The organism is Streptomyces anthophorae (assembly GCF_049310305.1).
Lineage (GTDB): Bacteria > Actinomycetota > Actinomycetes > Streptomycetales > Streptomycetaceae > Streptomyces.
This window is the reverse complement of the sequence record NZ_JBLWQQ010000001.1, coordinates 1,876,755-1,893,944: the sequence shown is the minus strand read 5'-3', so window position 1 is coordinate 1,893,944 and position 17,190 is coordinate 1,876,755. Positions and strand designations below refer to the sequence as shown.

Here is a 17,190-nt window from a genome sequence, read left to right as displayed (position 1 = left end):
GCTGCGGGATGACCCAGGGACGGCACGCGGACGCCGCGCCCTCCGGCCCTCACCTGTGGGAGAGAGAGTCCCAACTCGACGTCGCGGCGCGTGCGCTCGACGATCTGAACGGCGACTCCGCAGCCTCCGGCAGCCTCATCGTCTACAAGGGCGAGGCAGGCATCGGCAAGACCGCGCTGCTTTCCCAGGTGCGCGAGATGGCCGAGGGCCGGGCCACCGTGTGGTCGGCCCGGGGCGGCGAGACCGTCACGTCCGTCCCCTTCAACGTCGTGCGCCAACTCCTCCAGCCCGCCCTCGTCGCGCTCTCCGAGGAGGAGGCCCGCGAGTACTTCGGCGACTGGTACGACATCGCGGGCCCCGCCCTCGGCATCGCCGAGCCCACCGGGCGGCAGGCCGACCCGCAGGGCGTGCGCGACGGACTCGTCGCCGCGGCGTCCCGACTGGCCCGCCTGCACTGGCCGTTGGTGCTGCTCATCGACGACGCGCACTGGGCCGACCTGGAGACCCTGGAGTGGCTCGCCGCGTTCGCCGAGCGCCTCGACGGGCTGCCGGTGTTCCTCGTCGTCGCGCAGCGCGAGGCCACCGACGGGCGCGCCGCCGCCTGCCTGGACGCCGTGGCCGCCGCCGCCCGCCCCGGCGTCTCCCAGCTGAGCGCGCTCACCCCGGACGCCACCGCGGGCCTGACCCGCGCCACGCTCGGCGCCCACGCCGACGACCCGTTCTGTCGCGAGGTGTGGGCCGTCACGGGCGGAAACCCGTACGAGACCGTCGAGTTGCTCGCCAAGGTCCAGGACAGCGAGCTGGAGCCCGACGAGAAGGCCGCCGTCGAACTGCGGGCGCTCAACCGGTCCGCCCGCGGTCGCGGCCTGGTCACCCGGCTCGAAGGCCTCGGCACCGACGCGACCCGGTTCGCCTGGGCCGCCGCCATCCTCGGCACCCGCATCGAACCGGGCCTCGCCGCCCTGCTCGCCGGCATGAACCCCGAGCAGGCGGGACGCTGCGCCGAGCACCTGCGCGCCGCCCGCATCCTGACCGACACCGGGTCCCCCGGATCCGGGTACGGCGCCGCCGACACCCTGGAGTTCGTCCACCCGCTGATCGCGTCCGCCGTGTACGACGCGATCCCCTCGGCCACCCGCACCGCCATGCACGGCCAGGCCGCGTGGGCGGTCACCGCCTCGGGGCACGGCCCCGCCGCCGCCTCCCGGCACCTCCTGGAGGTGCACCCGGACGACGACCCCGAGCTCGTCGAGCAACTGCGCGCCGCCTCCCGCGAGCACCTCGCCGTCGGTGCCCCTTCGGCGGCCCGGCGCTGCCTGGAGCGCGCCCTCCAGGAACCGCCGCTGCCCGAGATCCGGCCGCACGTCCTGTACGAGCTGGGCTGCGCCACGCTGCTGACCACGCCGTCCACCACCGTCGCGCACCTGCGCTCCGCCCTCGACTCCGACCCCGGGCTTCGTGGCGAGGACCGCGTCGACGCGGTGTGCCGCCTCGCCCAGGCCCTCGTGCACACCAACCGGTTGGACGACGCGCTCGCCGCGATCGATGCCGAGATCGCCCAGTCGGCCGAAGGGCCCCACCGGCTGCGCCTGCGGGCCACCCGCCACTTCTGGGAGTGCATCTATGCGGGCGAGCACGATCCGCAGGACCGTTCCCGCCGCCTCGCCGAACTCGCGGGCCGGGTCACCGGGCGCGACAACCCCGAGCGGGTCCTGCTGATCCTGCGCGCCTTCGACATGATGAACCGCGGTGAGAACGCGGAGGAGGTCGCGGAGTACTGCGACCGCTCCTTGGTCAACGGACGCCTTGCCCCCGGCCTCGGCTGGACCGACACCGAGTGGGGCTTCGAGATCCTGATCGCGCTCGGCCTCTCGTACCTCTTCACCGACCGGCTCGACCGCGCCGAGAGCCTGTTCGCGGAGGGCATGCGGGCCTACGAGACCGCCGGTTGGAGCGGCGGCCACCTCTCCCTCGCGCACGCCTTTGTCGGTTACATCCACCGCAGGCGCGGCCGGCTCAACGACGCGGAGGCGTTCCTGCGCGAGGGACTGCGCCTGGCGGACCGGGTGGGCCAGGGACTGCCCATGCACTGGACCGCGGCGGCCATGCTCATCGACACGCTGCTCGCCCGCGGCAAGCCCGAGGAAGCCCTCCGGACGGCCGACCGTTACGGCTTCGCCCCGCCCTACCCGTCGATGATCATTTTTCCCGATGCCCACTCGGTGCGCGGCCGTCTGCTGCTCGCCGTCGGCCGCACCGAAGAAGGCATCAACGACCTGGAGACCGGCGCCAAGGTCGCCACGGCCCGTGGCGGGCACAACACCATCGTCGCGCCGTGGGCGGGCGACCTGGCCCTCGCCCTCGCCGACACCGACCCGCGGCGCGCCGCCGACCTCGTCGCCCAGTCCCGCGTCCAGGCGGAGCGGTTCGGCACGGACACCGCGATAGGAGAGGCGCTGCGGAGCGCCGCCGCGCTGGCCACGGGGCGGGAACAGCTGACTCTGTACGCGAAGGCGGTCACGTACCTCGAAGCGTCCCCCTGCGCGTACGAACACGCTCGGGCGCGGGTCGAGTACGGGATCGCCGCGCGGTCGCTTTCCGAACTCAACCGCGGGCTCCAGCTGGCCCGTGCGTGCGGGGCGGACGGGCTGACGGCGCGGGCCAGGGAGGTACTGGAGACGGGACGCGGACTGCGCTAGTGCCCCGTCCGTCAGGGGATGGGGATACGGTCCTGGCATGTCTCGATCAGTCGAAACCCGACCAGCGTCGTCCCCCGTCACCGCGGACGACGTCGACCTTGCCGTGCGGCTCGCCGTGGACGCGCTTCGGGGCGCACCCCCGCAGGGGTGGGGCGGCAAGGCCGGTTCGCTGGAGTGGGACTGCTGGGAGACCGTCGAGCACCTCGCCAACGACCTGTTGTACTACTCCGTCCAACTGGGGCCGCAGAGCCCGCCGTTGGACACCCATGTGCCGTTCGCGCTGAACCAGAAGAGGCCGGGCGGACCCGCGTACTTCCTGTTCGCGGAGCGTGCCGCGGGCCCGGCGGGCCTGGTGCAGGTGCTTGAGGCGTGCGGCGCGCTGCTGGTCGCCATGGTGCGGACGGCGTCACCCGAGGTACGCGCCCACCACGCCTCCGGCGTGTCGGATCCCGAAGGCTTCGCGGCGATGGGCGTGGTGGAGACCCTGGTGCACACGCACGACGCGGCGGAAGGCCTCGGCCTCGCCTGGACCCCGCCCGCCGAACTCTGCTCGCGGGCGCTCACCCGGCTGTTCCCGGAGGCGCCCGGCGGCGCGGATCCCTGGCCCACTCTGCTGTGGGCCACCGGCCGCGCCGATCTGCCGGGGCGCCCTCGCCCGACCGCGTGGCGCTGGCAGAGCACACCGCGGTCGTAACGCCCGCCTACGGGCCGAGGATCCGGTCGAGTTCGGCGTCGAGACGGTCCTGGACCTCGCGGTCGTACGTCTCCGCGTGCGCCAGCGTCGGCTGCTCGCCGTCGAAGAAGCCGGCGGTGGCCTCGCCGCCCAACTCGCCGACGGCCAGGGCCAGTACACCTGCCGCGCCGTCCTCGACGGTGTTGAGCGGACCGACCCCGGCCTCCCGGACCATCGCCGTGTCCATGTACGTCGCCGGATGGATGACGTTGACGTGGATGCCCGTGCCGGACAGCTCGCGGGCGAGGGAGAAGGTGTGGGCGGCGAGGGCGAACTTGGCGCGGCAGTACGCCTCGGTGCCGTTGTAGTTGTCGGCGAACTCGAGGTCGTCGAAGTCGAGCGGGGCCTGGCCGAGCGAGCCGCAGTTCACCACGCGGGACGGCGCGTTGTCCCGGAGTGTGGGCAGCAGGGCGCGGGTGAGGGCGACCGGGGCGAGCAGGTCGACGGCGAACCGCAGCTCGTGCCCGTCCGCGCTCAGCTCACGGCCCGTGCCCGGCGCCCCGGTGCCGACACCGGCGTTGTTGACGAGGACGTCGAGCTCCGGGTGGGCGGCGGCGACACGGGCGCCGAGGCCGCGCACCTGCTCCAGGGAGGCGAGGTCCGCGACGAAGCCCTCGGCGCGCCCGCCGGTGGCCCGCAGCTCCTCGACGAGGGCGTCCGTACGTTTCTCGTCCCGGCCGTGGGCGAGCACGACGTGCCCGCCACGGACGAGCTCGAAGGCGAGGTACCGGCCGAGGCCGGAGGTGGCACCGGTGATCAGGATTGTGGCCATGCCTCCAGGCTAGGGGCCACGCCGTGTTTCGGTCGTGGCCCCACTGGTCGTACGCCTGTCGGTGTCAGGCCCCAGGGGCCTGATCCAAACGACAGACCCTAGGCGAGGCCCTCCTCGGCGAGCACTCGCTGGGCCACGCCGAACGCCGAGTTGGCGGCGGGCACGCCCACGTACACCGCGCACTGCTGCACCACGGCACCGATCTCGTCGGGGGTGAGGCCGTTGCGCAGGGCGGCGCGGACGTGCATGCCGAACTCGTCGAGGTGGCCGTGGGCGACGAGCGCGGTCAGCGTGATCATGCTGCGTTCGCGGCGGGCGAGCGTCGGGTCGGTCCAGATCTCGCCCCACGCATAGCGCGAGATGAAGTCCTGGAACCGGGCCGTGAACGGCGTCTGCTTGGCCTGCGCCCGGTCGACGTGCGCGTCCCCGAGCACCTCGCGGCGCACCTCCATGCCGCGCTTCACGGTGTGCCCGAGGTGGGTGCGCAGCAGCCCGACGACCGCCTCCGGCCGTTCGGCGGGGGCGAGGTGGGAGGCCCCGGCCAGCTCGACGAGTTCGCTGTCCGGTACGGCGTCGGCGATCTCGCGCAGGTGGGCGGGCGGGGTCGCGGGGTCCTCGCGTCCTGCGATCAGGAGGGTGGGCACGGTGATGTCGGGGAGCCGGTCCCGCAGGTCGAACGCGGCGAGGGCGTCGCAGCAGGCCGCGTAGCCCGCGGGGTCGGCGTCCCGGTTGTCCTGCACGAGGCGTTCCACGGTGAACCCGGGGGTGAACCAGCGGGACGGCGCGGTCTCGGCCACGCCCGCCGTGCCCTCCTTGCGGACGAGGGCGGCGCGCTCCTCCCAGTTCTTGGCGTCGCCGAAGTGGGCGGAGGAGCAGATGACGGCGAGGCTGGTGAGGCGCTCCGGGTGGTGCAGGGCCAGGTGCAGGCCGACGGCGCCGCCGAGCGATACGCCCGCGTAGGCGAACCGGTGGATGCCGAGGTTGTCGGCGAGCGCGAGCACCAGGTCGGCGAGGTCCGCGACGGTGGCGCCGGGGGCGATCAGGTCGGCCTTCGAGCCGCCGTGACCGGGGAGGTCCCACCGTACGACGCGGTGGGCGGCGGACAGCTCGGGCGCGACCCCGTCCCACAGGGCGGAACTCGTCCCGAGGGAGGGCCCGAGGATCACCGGGGGAGCGGTGGGCGAACCCTCGGTGTGGTGGTTCAGCTGTGCGGTCATGGGGTGGGCTCCCGGTGGGTCGTGGGTCGACTTGGGCTGGCGGGGTTCGGTCGTCGTCGGGTTCGGGTGGTGCGTGGCTGGGCGCGCAGTTCCCCGCGCCCCTGGGAAAGCGGGGTCGGCGTCGTCGTCGGGAGTGGTCGGCCCAGGGGCGCGGGGAACTGCGCGAGCGCAACCACGGGGTGGCGGGTCATCAGGTCGCTCCGACCCACCCATCCCCCTGCCCCTGCCATGCGCCCGCAGGGATTCCGGAAAGGGGTGGGGGACATGTCACCGGCGCGTCAGCGCCCGATCCACCAGCGGCCCCGCCGTCCCGGTGTACCGCGACGGGTCGGTCAGTTCGGCCACGTTCACGTCGGCGTCCTTGAGCAGCGGCTCGCCCGCCAGGACGTCGGCCAGGGGACGGCCTTCCTCCCGGGCCCGCCGCGCCGCGCCCGCGAGAAGCTCCTTCGCCGCACCACGCCCGAGCACCCCGGCCAGCTCCGCCGAGAGCCGCTCCGAGACGATCGCGCCACCGGTCGTCGACAGATGCGCGTGCATCACGTCCGCGCGCACCACAAGCCCGTCGACCAGTTCGGCCGTGTCCCGGGCCGCCCCGCCGACCGCCCGCAACAGCTCCCGCAGCGCGCCCCATTCGGCGTGCCACGCACCCGCGGGGCGCTCGTCCTCCGCGGGCAGCGAGGCGTAGAGCGTCGCGGCGAGCGCGGGGGCGCGCCGTGCCGCCGCGGCGACGAGTGTGGAACGGACGGGGTTGGCCTTGTGCGGCATCGCGGAGGAACCGCCCCCCGCCCCCTCGGCCAGCTCACCGACCTCCGTACGGGACAGGACCAGCACATCCGCCGCGATCTTGCCGAGCGCACCCGCCGTGAAGGCCAGCGCCCCCGCCAGATCCGCCACCGGCGTACGCAGCACGTGCCACGGCAACTCCGTTTCCGCCAGACCGATTTCACGCGCATACGCGGCCACGAGAGCGAGCGGGTCCTCGGCCCCGTACGCCTCGAAAGCCGCCAACGTACCTGCCGCGCCACCCAGTTGAGCGGGAAGCGCCGCGCGCACACCCCGCAGCCGGTCCCGCGCGTCCAGCACCAGCGAGCGCCACCCCGCCGCCTTGAGCCCGAACGTCGTCGGCACGGCGTGCTGCGTGAGCGTACGGCCCGGCATGACCGTGTCCCGGTGCTCCCGCGCGAGGCCCGCCAACCCGCCCTCCACGCTGGAGAGTTCGTCGAGGAGGACGTCCACCGTGCGCGCCGCCATCAGCATCAGCGCCGAGTCCAGGATGTCCTGGCTCGTCGCGCCCCGGTGCACGTACGGGCCGTACTCGCTCGGCACCGCCGCCGTGAGATCCGCGACCAGCGGGATCACCGGGTTGCCGCCGCCGCGTGCGCGACGCGCGAGGTCCGCCACGTCGAAGCGGTCGGCCACGGCCGCCGCCGTAACGGCATCACCGGCGCCGACGGGCGCCAGGCCGAGCGCGCACTGGGCCCGTGTGAGGCCCGCCTCCGCGTCCAACAGGGCCTGAAGGAAGGCCTCTTCGGACGTGGTGCGCTCGGTGGGCGCGCCCTCGCTGCCGGGGTCGAACAACGTCACGTGAACTCCAGGAAGACCGTCTCGCCCTCGCCCTGAAGGCGGATGTCGAAACGGTACGTGCCATCGGCCTGCCGCTGCGCGATCAGCGTGTCGCGCCGCTCGGCGTCGACCTGGTTCAGTACCGGGTCGGAGGCCAGGGCCTCGTCGCCGGCGAAGTAGATCCGCGTGTAGAGGTGGTGCAGCAGGCCGCGCGAGAAGATCACCACGGCGAGGTACGGCGCCGAGTCGCCCCGCGCGCCGGGGCGCAGCGTGCGTACGGCCCAGTGGCCGTTGGCGTCCGTCTCGATGCGGCCCCAGCCGGTGAACTCCACGCCGTTGCGGCCCAGATAGCCGCCGGTGAACGGCTGGCGGCGCATCGAGCCGTCGACGGTCGAGGCGTTGCCCTCGGGGTCCGCGCCCCAGACCTCGATGAACGCGTCGGGGACGGCGTCGCCGTTGCCGTCGTAGATGTAGCCGTGCACGGCGACCGTGTCCGGGTGGCCGACCGGTGCGATGTCACCGCCGCCCTCGAAGGGCAGCGCGTAGCCGTACCAGGGGCCGACCGTGTGCGAAGGCGTCGGCCGCACGGTCTCGGGATTGCTGATGTCGATCTTCGTCATGGCTGGTCAGCGCCCTTCTTCCATCCAGGTGGCGTTCGGGCCGTCGAGGACGATGTCCCACTGGTAGCCCATCGAGAACTCCGGAACCGACTTCTCGTGCACGTACGTGGCGACCAGGCGCTGCCGCGCCGCGTCGTCGGTCACCGACTGGAGGATCGGGTCGTACGGGAACAGCGGGTCGTTCGGGAAGTACATCTGCGTCACCAGGCGCTGGGTGAACGCGGAGCCGAAGACGGAGAAGTGGATGTGCGCGGGGCGCCAGGCGTTGGTGTGCTGCGCCCAGGGGTACGGGCCCGGCTGGATGGTCGTGAACTTGTACCAGCCGTCGTCGTCGGACAGCGTGCGGCCGACGCCCGTGAAGTTCGGGTCGAGCGGAGCGTCGTGCACCTCGATCTTGTGCGCGTAGCGTCCCGCCGAGTTGGCCTGCCACAGCTCGATCAGCTGACCGCGCAGCGGCCGCCCGTCGCGGTCGACGAGCCGGCCCTCGACGGTGATGCGCTCGCCGATGGGCTTGCCCGGGTGCTGGATCGTCAGATCGTTGTCGATCTTCGTGATGTCGCGCTCGCCGAACGCGGGAGCGGTCAGCTCGATCAGCTCCGGGTCCTTGGCGACGTCGATGTTGATCGGTGGCTGCTTGGGGTGCCGGAAAGTGGAGGAGCGGTACGGGGCGTAGTCGCGACGCGGGTGGTGCTCGACCGGCGCGCCCTCGGCGAGGCCCTTGTAGTAGGCCTCGCGCTTGGCGGCGATCTCCGCGTCGATGTCGTGCTGGGTGAGAGCCATGAGGGGCGGGTCCTTCCTAACGTTCCAGGACGAGGGCGAGGCCCTGGCCCACGCCGATGCAGAGCGTGGCGACGCCGACGCCGGAGCCCTTGCGGGCGAGCTGGTGGGCGACGGTGCCGGCGAGCCGGGCGCCGGACGCGCCGAGCGGGTGGCCGAGCGCGATGGCGCCGCCCTGCGGGTTGAGGACCGCCGGGTCGAACTCGGGCCACTCGGCGACGCAGCCGAGGACCTGCGCGGCGAACGCCTCGTTCAGCTCCAGGGTCGACAGATCGTCAAATCCCTTGCCCGCCTTGGCGAGCGCCCGGTTGGTGGCCTCGACGGGGGCGAGCCCGAAGTAGTGCGGGTCGATCGCGGAGACGCCGGTCGCGGAGATCCGGGCGAGCGGCTCGCGGCCGGTGGCCTTCAGGCCCTCCTCGTCGACGAGGAGCAGCGCGGCGGCGCCGTCGTTCAGCGGCGAGGCGTTGCCCGCCGTGACCGTGCCCCCGTCCGTGCGGAACGACGGCTTGAGCTTCGCCATCGCTTCGAGGGTGGTCGTCGCGCGCACGGACTCGTCCGCGGCGACGACGTTCGGGTCGCCCTTGCGCTGTGGGACGGTGACCGGCGCGAGCTCGGCGTCGAACAGGCCGTTCTTCTGCGCGGCGGCCGCCTTCTGGTGGCTGGCGAGCGCGAACTCGTCCTGCTGCTCGCGCGTGATGCCGTGCTTGTCGGCGATCAGCTCGGCCGACTCGCCCAGCGACACCGTCCACTGCGGCTCCATCTTCGGGTTGACCATGCGCCAGCCCAGCGTGGTGGAGTACATCGTGGTGTTGGTGGCCGGGAACGGCTTGTCGTTCTTCGGCAGCACGTAGGGCGCGCGGGTCATCGACTCGACGCCGCCGGCCACGGCGATGGACGCGTCGCCGACGGCGATGGCGCGGGCCGCCTGGATCACGGCCTCCAGGCCGGAGGCGCACAGCCGGTTCACGGTGACACCCGGCACGGAGGTGGGCAGCCCGGCGAGCAGCCCCGCCATACGGGCCACGTTGCGGTTCTCCTCGCCCGCGCCGTTGGCGTTGCCGAAGTACACGTCCTCGATCCGGGAGGGGTCCAACTGGGGTGTACGGGCGACCAGTTCGCGGATCGCGTGCGCGGCGAGGTCGTCCGGGCGGACGGCCGTGAGGGCGCCGTTGTAGCGGCCGATGGGGCTGCGTACGGCGTCGACGATGTAGACGTCCTTGACGTTGCGGCTCACTTGGCTGCCTCCGGGATGCGTACCTTCGCGGCGGTCTTCTCGACGACTTCCTCGGCGCTGACGCCGGGCGCGAGCTCGACGAGCTCAAGGCCGTCCTCGGTCACGTCGAGCACGGCGAGGTCGGTGATGATCCGGTCGACGCAGCCCTTCCCCGTCAACGGCAGCGAGCACTCCTCGACGATCTTCGGGGAGCCGTCCTTCGCGGTGTGCGTCATGGTGACCAGGACGGTACGGGCGCCGTGCACGAGGTCCATCGCGCCGCCGATACCGGTGATCATCTTGCCGGGCACGGCCCAGTTGGCGAGGTCGCCGTTCGCGGACACCTGCATGGCGCCGAGCACGGCGACGTCGATGTGGCCGCCGCGGATCATCCCGAAGGAGAGCGCGGAGTCGAAGAACGAGGCGCCGGGCAGGACGGTGACCGTCTCCTTGCCCGCGTTGATCAGGTCGGGGTCGACGGCGTCGTCGGTGGGGTACGGGCCGGTGCCCAGGATGCCGTTCTCCGACTCCAGGATCACCTCCACGTCGCCGCCGAGGTAGTTGGGGATCAGCGTCGGCAGGCCGATGCCGAGGTTCACGTACTGGCCGTCGCGCAGCTCGCGGGCGGCGCGGGCGGCCATTTCCTCACGGGTCCAGGACATGGTTACTCACTCACCGTCCGCTTCTCGATGCCCTTGTCGACGGCCTGCTCCGGCGTCAGGGCAATGACGCGCTGCACGAAGATGCCCGGCAGGTGCACGGCGTCCGGCTCGATCTCGCCCGGCTCCACCAGCTCCTCCACCTCGGCGATGGTGATCCGTCCGGCCTGCGCGGCGAGGGGGTTGAAGTTCCGCGTGGACTTGTTGAAGACCAGGTTGCCGTGCCGGTCGCCCTTGGCGGCGCGGACGAGGGCGAAGTCGGTGCGGATGCCGCGCTCCAGGACGTACTCGACGCCGTCGAACTCGCGGACCTCCTTGGGTGGCGAGGCCTTGGCGACCCCGCCGTTGCCGTCGTAGCGCCAGGGGAGTCCGCCGTCGGCGACCTGGGTGCCGACGCCGGCGGGGGTGTAGAAGGCGGGGATGCCCGCGCCGCCCGAGCGCAGCCGCTCGGCGAGCGTGCCCTGCGGGATCATCTCGACCTCGATCTCACCGGCCAGGTACTGCCGGGCGAACTCCTTGTTCGCGCCGATGTACGAGCCCGTGACGCGGGCGATGCGCCCCGCGGTCAGCAGGACGGCGAGGCCGGAGTCCATGGCGCCGCAGTTGTTCGACACCACCGACAGGTTCCCCGTGCCCTGCTCGTACAGCGCCTTGATCAACACGTTCGGTACGCCGCTCAAGCCGAACCCGCCGACCGCGAGCGACGCACCGTCGCCCACGTCGGCGACGGCCTGTGCGGCCGTGGCGACAACCTTGTCCATCCCTGCCAGCCCTCATCTCCGCGAAGTGCTCAGCGCACTGAGTAATTTCTGGGTGTCGCTCACGTTGCCATTGGGTGTGTGAACCGTCAATAGTTCCCAGGGAAATACGGTTATGGACTCGACAAGCGGACATGGGTTGCCGGATCCTTGCTCAGTGCACGGCCGTGTTCAGCGGCGCAACGACTGCAAACGGAGGACCGCCATGGCCGCGGTGGATCTGACCACCCATCCCGGGCACCTCGCCCGGCGGCTCCAGCAGGCGCACTATCTGCTGTGGAACACGATGGTCTCCGAGGAGATCACGTCGCCGCAGTTCGCGGTCCTCAACGCGCTGGTGGCCGAGCCGGGGCTCGATCAGCGGACCGTGGGGGAGCGGGTCGGGCTCGACCGGTCCACGATCGCCGAGGTGATCACCCGGCTCACGCGGCGCGAGCTGGTCGACAAGGTGCGGGACCCGCAGGACGGGCGCCGCTGGTTGCTCCGCCTCACGCCCGGGGGGCTGCGCACGCACAAGAAGCTGGCGGTGCGCACGGCGCGGATGAACCAGATCTTTTTGGCGCCGCTCGACGGCGACGAGCGGGCGGTGTTCTTCGACCTGATCCAGCGGGTGTGCGCCGAGGCGGAGAGCCTTCGGCGGCCGGGTGAGGTGGTTGCGGCGGAGGTGTGACCGTGGTTGCGCTCTCGGGGCTCCGCCCCGGACCCCGCTGCTCAATCGCCGCAGGGGCTTGAAATACCGACCCCCGGGCAGCGAAAGTCTCGCAAATCAAGCCCCGCCGGCGATTGAGGCGCGGGGTCCGGGGCGGAGCCCCGTGACCGTAACCACGGGTGGGGTCTAGCGTTCGGCCAGGACCACCCACACGGGGCCCGGGGCGAACGGGACGCTGAAGGTCGTGCCGTCCGTGGGGGTCGGGCGGCGCCATGTCGCGTCGTAGGAGCGGCCGTCCCGGAGGACGACCGCCCGCCCGCCCCCGACCGTCCGCGACAGCGGCGTCGTGCTGCCCGAGCGGTCGTGGAAACGGGACGGCTGGACGTCGACGTACTGGACGACGACCGTCGGGGCGGAGAGCCGTTTGCCGGAGGCGGTCGTCGCGGCGCGGCCGTCCATGGTCACGAGCCAGCGGTCGTCCGTGGCCGACCAGGTGAAGGTGAAGCGCGCGGCGGGGAAGCGCACCGTGTGCTCCGTCGCGGGGCGTCCGCCCTTGGGGGCGCGTTCGGCGAACTCGAAACCGGCCGCCTCACCCGCCGGCACTCCCGCCGCCGGGTCGCCCAGTTTCGCGGGTCGCAGATACAGGTTGTGCGGCGCGGGCTTGTCCGACCCGCGGAAGAACGCGGCGCCGCCCTTGCCCGGCGGCACCGCCCGCAGCGGTGCCGCGTCGATGACGGGCCGCAGCGCGCTCTGCGCCCCCGAGTACGCGAGAGTCGGACGGTCGAACTGGCGGAGCAGTTCGAGGTCGGTCTCGCGGGCGCTGCGCACGGGGCCGACCACCGCGGGCAGCCGCGAGCCGAACACCGCCATCAGCCGGCTCAGCCCGGCCTCGACCTGTTCCACGTACACGAGGTCGGCCTCGTCGAGCCCCGTCTGGGGCCGCGCCGCCCCCACGTTGTCGATCTTCACGGCGAGCAGCGGCGCGCGCGCCGACGCCGAACTTCCGCCCCCGGGCAGCCGACTCGCCGTGCACGCCGAGGCGAACACCCCGAGAGCCCCGACCACGACCGTGCGCCTGCGCATATCGTCCACGCACCTTGACTACCCACGGGCGCACGCCGTTCACCCCGCGCTCAGCGCAGCACATCCGCCAGGTCGAACTTCACCGGTTCCTCCAGCTGCGCGTACGTACAGCTGTCAGGCGTCCGGTCCGGGCGCCAGCGGCGGAAACGGGCCGTGTGGCGGAAGCGCGCGCCGTTCTCCATGTGCTCGTAGGCCACCTCGGCCACCAGGTCGGGGCGCAGCGGGATCCAGGAGAGGTCCTTCTTCCCGGTCCAGCGGCTGGTCGCGCCCGGCATCCGCCGGCTCTCGTGGGCCGCCTCGTCGGTCCAGGCCGCCCACGGGTGGCCCTCGGCGGGCAGCTCCATGCGCAGTGGTTCCAGCTCGGCCACCAGTTCCGTGCGGCGCTTCATCGTGAAGGCCGCGCAGACCCCGACGTGCTGGAGAGCGCCCTCGTCGTCGTACAGGCCGAGGAGCAGGGAGCCGACGACCGGGCCGCTCTTGTGGAAGCGGTAGCCGGCGACCACGCAGTCCGCCGTCCGCTCGTGCTTGATCTTGAGCATGACGCGTTCGTCCTGCCGGTAGCGCAGGGTGAGCGGCTTGGCGACGACGCCGTCCAGACCCGCGCCTTCGTACTGCTCGAACCAGACCTGGGCGAGGTCCTGGTCGGTGGTGGCCGGGGCCAGGTGCAGCGGGGCGGAGGCGTTCGCGAGGGCCTGTTCCAGGAGCGGCCGGCGGTCGGCCAGCGGCAGCTCGACCGTGGACTCGGAGCCGAGCGCCAGGACGTCGAAGGCCACGAAGGAGGCGGGCGTGCGCTCGGCGAGGGTCTTCACGCGGGAGGCCGCCGGGTGGATCCGCTCGGTGAGCGCGTCGAAGTCGAGCCGCCCGTCGCGCGCGATCACGATCTCCCCGTCGAGCACGCAGCGCTCCGGGAGCCGCTCGGCGAGCGCCGCGACCAGCTCGGGAAAGTACCTGGTCAACGACTTGGTGGTGCGGCTCGTGAGCTCGATCTCCGGACCGTCGCGGAACACGATCGCCCGGAAGCCGTCCCATTTCGCCTCGTAGTGCATCCCGGCGGGGATCTTGGCGGCGGACTTGGCGAGCATCGGCTTCACCGGCGGCATCACGGGGAGATCCATGATCCGATTCTGACCTCTACGGTGACGTATCGCCCGGTATGCGGTTTACGTCCTTTCGGCCTAGCGTGAGCGCATGGGCGGCAAGGGTGCGGCAGTGGAACTGGAAGCGGGCGGGCGGACGGTGCGTCTGTCCAGCCCCGACAAGGTGTTCTTCCCCGACGGCGGGAAGGCGACGTACACCAAGCTCGACCTCGCGAACTACTTCCTCGCGGTCGGCGGCGGCATCCTGCGCGCCCTGCGCGACCGGCCCACCACCCTGGAGCGCTACCCCGAGGGTGTGACCGGCGAGTCCTTCTACCAAAAGCGCGCGCCGAAGAACCTGCCCGAGTGGATCCCCACGGCGACGATCACCTTCCCCTCGGGCCGGACGGCCGACGAGATGTGCCCCACCGAGGTCGCCGCGGTGATCTGGGCCGCCCAGTACGGCACCCTCACCTTCCACCCCTGGCCGGTGCGGCGCGACGACCCGGACCACCCCGACGAGCTGCGCATCGACCTCGACCCGCAGCCGGGCACGGACTACGCCGACGCCGTGCGCGCGGCCAACGAACTCCGCTACGTACTGCACGACTTCGGCGGCCTGCGCGGCTGGCCCAAGACCTCCGGCGGACGCGGACTGCACGTCTTCGTGCCCATCGAGCCGCGCTGGACGTTCACCGAGGTGCGCCGCGCCGCCATCGCCTGCGGCCGCGAACTGGAGCGCCGCATGCCGGAGTTCGTCACGACCGCCTGGTGGAAGGAGGAACGGGGCGAGCGCATCTTCGTCGACTTCAACCAGACGGCCCGCGACCGCACCATCGCCTCCGCGTACTCCGTGCGCGCCCGGCCCGGCGCCCCCGTCTCCGCTCCGCTCGGCTGGGACGAGGTGGGCGACGCGCTGCCCCGCGACTTCGACATCGTCACCATGCCGAAGCGGTACGCCGAACTCGGTGACGTGCACGCCGACATGGACAAGGAGAGGTTCTCCCTGGACGCCCTCCTGGAGCTGGCCGACCGCGACGCGAAGGACCGGGGCCTGGGCGACCTGCCGTACCCGCCCGAGTACCCGAAGATGCCGGGAGAGCCCAAGCGGGTGCAGCCGAGCCGGGCCCGGCACGAGGACGGACCCGGCTCGGCTCACTGACGTACAGGCAGGCTCAGAGTTCCTTCACGCGGATGTCCCGGTACGAGATGACGTCCGAGGTGCTGTGCACCTGGAGCCCGACGTACCCCTCGGAGTATCGCCGGCCGTCCGTGCCCGGGTCGTCGCCCCGCGGGGGTTCGAAGACCTGGCCACCGGTGTTGTCGAACTCGTTGATCAGCACACCGTTGCGGTAGATCGAGAAGTGCTGGTCCACCACCTTGATCTCGTAGTCGTTCCACGTGCCCTTCTGAGTGACGCCCGCGCCCGCGAGGCCGACCCGGTCGAAGCCGTACACCGAACCGGTCTTGTACATGTCCCCATCGGGCTTGTCGAGCACCTGGATCTCGTGCCCGAACTTGATGGCGACCCACTCCGGGTTCGGCTCCTCCGGGTTGTCGTGCACCCACGGGAAGCGCACGAACACACCGCCGTTGGCGTTGCCCGTGCCCGGCGCGTCGTCACGCCACTGGAGCTTCAGCGAGTAGTTGGCGTACTTGCGCTGCGGGAACCACAGCATGCCCATGCCCTCGACATCCGTACGGCTGGTGATCGAGCCGTCGGTGTTCAGGTCGAACTTTCCGCCGCCGACCTGCTCCCACTTCGCGAACTGCTCCTGCGTGCCGTCCAGGATCTTCTTGTAGCCGTCGGTCTGGCCGGGCGTGCCGATCGGGGACTGCCGCGCCGCCTTGTTGATCCTGTTGTACTCGCGCTGGTCGACGACGCCTTCCTTGAGGAGCTTGTCGGTGACCGTCTTCACGTGCTTCACGAACAGCGCGTGCGACGTCCATTCCTTCTCGTCCTCGATCAACTCACCGATCCGGCAACGGTTGTTGGTGACCCGGTTCGGGACGCCCGTGTCCGTCGTCCCGACGAACACGGTGGAACGCTCATCCAGTTCCGGGCAGTTGGGCGCCGGGACGCCGCCGCCCGAGGCCACCGCGAACACGAACGTCTGCGCCGCGGCGGTGTTGCCCGCCTTGTCGCTCGCCCGGTACGCCACTGAGTGGGCGCCGACCCGGTCCACCACCACGGGGGCGGTGTACGCGAGATAGGGCCCTCCGTCGAGCGAGTACTCGACCTTGTCGACGCCCGACAGGTCGTCGGTCGCCGTCACCGTCAGCTTCGCGTTGTTGATGTAGGCGCCGTCGGAATTCTTGTCCCCGCCGACCGTCAGCGACACCGACGGAGGTGTCGTGTCCTGCACGGGCGGGGCCACGACCGTGAAGTCGACGGACTTCTCGGCGGCGGTGTTGCCCGCCTTGTCCGCGGCCCGGTAGCGCACCTTGTGGGTGCCCGGGTCGTGGACCATCACCGGAGCGGTGTACGGCTGCCAGGCGCCGTCGGCGCCGACCGCGTACTCGATGGTGTTGACCCCGGAGCCGGTGTCCGACGCGGAGATCGTCACCGTGGCCATGCCGACGTACGCGCCGGTGCCGTCCTTGTCACCGGTCACCGTCGCCGAGGTCTCCGGCGGCGTCTTGTCGTCCGTCGGCGGCGCGACCACCGTGAAGTCGAGGGACTTCTCGGCGGCGGCGTTGCCCGCCTTGTCGGTCGCCTTGTACTTCAGGGTGTGCGCGCCGACCTGGTCGACGACCACCGGCGCCGTGTACGGCGTGTACGCGCCGCCGTCGAGGGCGTACTCGATCCTGTCGACACCCGAACCCGCGTCGGTCGCGGTGACCGAGACGGACGCGGACCCGACGAACGCGCCGTCGGCGTTGGTCTGGCCCTCGGCCTTCGCCGAGGTCTCCGGAGCGGTCGTGTCGTCACCGCCGCCGTCCGTCACCACCAGGATCCCCGTCATGCTGGTGTGTCCGGGGATCGTGCAGTGATAGCGGTACTTGCCGGGGGAGAGGGTGACCTCGGCCGTGTGCTTGCCGCCCTGGTCGTCGTTCGGGTTGGCCAGGATGTTCAGCGGTACGTCGTTGTTGTACTCGGGATCCGACACGTCGAACGTCAACGTGTGCGGCATCCCCGTGGTGTTGCCGGTCGCCGTGCTGTTCTCGAAGACGATCGTCGCCTTGCCGGCGACCGCCGTCTGCGGCGCCGACGTGTACTTGGTGATGTCGTCGCCGGCCGTCCAGGTCAGCACCTGCTCGGCCGCGGCGGGCTCCGCCTGGCTGTACGCCGGCGTGGTACCGCTCAGGCCGAGGCACATCAGCAGGGCCGCGAGCAGCGCGGTCAGCATTCTCCGTCTACGCATGGGAAT

General features: G+C 71.9%; 15 protein-coding genes. 4 read left to right on the top strand and 11 right to left on the bottom strand.

Features of this window, described 5'->3' with window-relative positions:
- Positions 1 to 8: 8 nt before the first annotated feature.
- Together ACNYS0_RS08585 and ACNYS0_RS08580 are read left to right on the top strand one after the other, a co-directional pair.
- Positions 9 to 2,699: an ATP-binding protein gene (locus ACNYS0_RS08585; protein WP_422472054.1), complete on the top strand. Its 2,691-nt coding sequence runs from the start codon at positions 9 to 11 to the stop codon at positions 2,697 to 2,699.
- Between the two features lie 37 nt (positions 2,700 to 2,736).
- Positions 2,737 to 3,393 carry a hypothetical protein gene (locus ACNYS0_RS08580; RefSeq protein WP_422472053.1) on the top strand — a complete coding sequence of 219 codons (657 nt, stop codon included), beginning with the start codon at positions 2,737 to 2,739 and terminating at the stop codon, positions 3,391 to 3,393.
- A 7-nt stretch (positions 3,394 to 3,400) separates the two neighbouring features.
- On the opposite strand, the gene ACNYS0_RS08575 is transcribed toward ACNYS0_RS08580, so the two are convergent.
- The 8 genes from ACNYS0_RS08575 to ACNYS0_RS08540 form a co-directional block, all read right to left on the bottom strand.
- Entirely contained in the window at positions 3,401 to 4,204 is an 804-nt protein-coding gene (locus tag ACNYS0_RS08575; RefSeq protein WP_422472052.1) for an SDR family NAD(P)-dependent oxidoreductase, read from the bottom strand.
- Between the two features lie 98 nt (positions 4,205 to 4,302).
- Positions 4,303 to 5,421, bottom strand: coding sequence for a bifunctional 3-oxoadipate enol-lactonase/4-carboxymuconolactone decarboxylase PcaDC (gene pcaDC, locus ACNYS0_RS08570; protein ID WP_422472051.1), 1,119 nt, complete (start codon positions 5,419 to 5,421; stop codon positions 4,303 to 4,305).
- Between the two features lie 267 nt (positions 5,422 to 5,688).
- Positions 5,689 to 7,005, bottom strand: coding sequence for a 3-carboxy-cis,cis-muconate cycloisomerase (gene pcaB, locus ACNYS0_RS08565; RefSeq protein WP_422472050.1), 1,317 nt, complete (start codon positions 7,003 to 7,005; stop codon positions 5,689 to 5,691).
- A complete protein-coding gene (gene pcaG / locus ACNYS0_RS08560) occupies positions 7,002 to 7,604 on the bottom strand; it encodes a protocatechuate 3,4-dioxygenase subunit alpha (protein ID WP_422472049.1) in 603 nt (200 codons plus the stop codon). Before pcaG ends, pcaB begins: the two co-directional genes overlap by 4 nt.
- 6 nt (positions 7,605 to 7,610) lie before the next feature.
- Complete coding sequence (pcaH, locus tag ACNYS0_RS08555) at positions 7,611 to 8,384, bottom strand: protocatechuate 3,4-dioxygenase subunit beta (RefSeq protein WP_422432915.1); 774 nt, start codon at positions 8,382 to 8,384, stop codon at positions 7,611 to 7,613.
- 16 nt (positions 8,385 to 8,400) lie between these two features.
- Entirely contained in the window at positions 8,401 to 9,615 is a 1,215-nt protein-coding gene (locus ACNYS0_RS08550; RefSeq protein ID WP_422472048.1) for a thiolase family protein, read from the bottom strand.
- Complete coding sequence (locus ACNYS0_RS08545; protein ID WP_422472047.1) at positions 9,612 to 10,256, bottom strand: CoA transferase subunit B; 645 nt, start codon at positions 10,254 to 10,256, stop codon at positions 9,612 to 9,614. The genes ACNYS0_RS08550 and ACNYS0_RS08545 overlap by 4 nt, the downstream gene beginning before the upstream one ends.
- Positions 10,257 to 10,258: 2 nt before the next feature.
- Positions 10,259 to 11,014: a CoA transferase subunit A gene (locus ACNYS0_RS08540; protein WP_422472046.1), complete on the bottom strand. Its 756-nt coding sequence runs from the start codon at positions 11,012 to 11,014 to the stop codon at positions 10,259 to 10,261.
- 202 nt (positions 11,015 to 11,216) lie between these two features.
- Here ACNYS0_RS08540 and ACNYS0_RS08535 point away from each other — a divergent pair, with 202 nt between their 5' ends.
- Positions 11,217 to 11,681: a MarR family winged helix-turn-helix transcriptional regulator gene (locus tag ACNYS0_RS08535; RefSeq protein WP_422472045.1), complete on the top strand. Its 465-nt coding sequence runs from the start codon at positions 11,217 to 11,219 to the stop codon at positions 11,679 to 11,681.
- A gap of 165 nt (positions 11,682 to 11,846) precedes the next feature.
- On the opposite strand, the gene ACNYS0_RS08530 is transcribed toward ACNYS0_RS08535, so the two are convergent.
- Complete coding sequence (locus ACNYS0_RS08530) at positions 11,847 to 12,743, bottom strand: DUF3048 domain-containing protein (protein WP_422472044.1); 897 nt, start codon at positions 12,741 to 12,743, stop codon at positions 11,847 to 11,849.
- Between the two features lie 50 nt (positions 12,744 to 12,793).
- Positions 12,794 to 13,858 carry an ATP-dependent DNA ligase gene (locus ACNYS0_RS08525; RefSeq protein ID WP_422472043.1) on the bottom strand — a complete coding sequence of 355 codons (1,065 nt, stop codon included), beginning with the start codon at positions 13,856 to 13,858 and terminating at the stop codon, positions 12,794 to 12,796.
- Between the two features lie 73 nt (positions 13,859 to 13,931).
- On the opposite strand from ACNYS0_RS08525, the gene ligD reads away from it, so the two are divergent.
- The gene (gene ligD, locus ACNYS0_RS08520; protein ID WP_422472042.1) at positions 13,932 to 14,981 is read left to right on the top strand and encodes a non-homologous end-joining DNA ligase; all 1,050 of its coding nucleotides are present in this window, start codon (positions 13,932 to 13,934) and stop codon (positions 14,979 to 14,981) included.
- Positions 14,982 to 14,994: 13 nt separating this feature from the next.
- Here ligD and ACNYS0_RS08515 read toward each other — a convergent pair whose 3' ends face one another.
- A complete protein-coding gene (locus tag ACNYS0_RS08515; RefSeq protein ID WP_422472041.1) occupies positions 14,995 to 17,184 on the bottom strand; it encodes an OmpL47-type beta-barrel domain-containing protein in 2,190 nt (729 codons plus the stop codon).
- Positions 17,185 to 17,190 lie beyond the last annotated feature (6 nt).

Bases quoted from the DNA above. Each gene is read 5' to 3' on its own strand.
- ACNYS0_RS08515 (WP_422472041.1), bottom strand. From the start codon at position 17,184: ATGCGTAGACGGAGAATGCTGACCGCGCTGCTCGCGGCCCTGCTGATG.
- ACNYS0_RS08580 (WP_422472053.1), top strand. From the start codon at position 2,737: ATGTCTCGATCAGTCGAAACCCGACCAGCGTCGTCCCCCGTCACCGCG.
- ACNYS0_RS08540 (WP_422472046.1), bottom strand. From the start codon at position 11,014: ATGGACAAGGTTGTCGCCACGGCCGCACAGGCCGTCGCCGACGTGGGC.
- ACNYS0_RS08585 (WP_422472054.1), top strand. From the start codon at position 9: ATGACCCAGGGACGGCACGCGGACGCCGCGCCCTCCGGCCCTCACCTG.
- ACNYS0_RS08545 (WP_422472047.1), bottom strand. From the start codon at position 10,256: ATGTCCTGGACCCGTGAGGAAATGGCCGCCCGCGCCGCCCGCGAGCTG.
- pcaG (WP_422472049.1), bottom strand. From the start codon at position 7,604: ATGACGAAGATCGACATCAGCAATCCCGAGACCGTGCGGCCGACGCCT.
- ACNYS0_RS08525 (WP_422472043.1), bottom strand. From the start codon at position 13,858: ATGGATCTCCCCGTGATGCCGCCGGTGAAGCCGATGCTCGCCAAGTCC.
- ACNYS0_RS08575 (WP_422472052.1), bottom strand. From the start codon at position 4,204: ATGGCCACAATCCTGATCACCGGTGCCACCTCCGGCCTCGGCCGGTAC.
- pcaDC (WP_422472051.1), bottom strand. From the start codon at position 5,421: ATGACCGCACAGCTGAACCACCACACCGAGGGTTCGCCCACCGCTCCC.
- ligD (WP_422472042.1), top strand. From the start codon at position 13,932: ATGGGCGGCAAGGGTGCGGCAGTGGAACTGGAAGCGGGCGGGCGGACG.
- ACNYS0_RS08530 (WP_422472044.1), bottom strand. From the start codon at position 12,743: ATGCGCAGGCGCACGGTCGTGGTCGGGGCTCTCGGGGTGTTCGCCTCG.
- pcaH (WP_422432915.1), bottom strand. From the start codon at position 8,384: ATGGCTCTCACCCAGCACGACATCGACGCGGAGATCGCCGCCAAGCGC.
- ACNYS0_RS08535 (WP_422472045.1), top strand. From the start codon at position 11,217: ATGGCCGCGGTGGATCTGACCACCCATCCCGGGCACCTCGCCCGGCGG.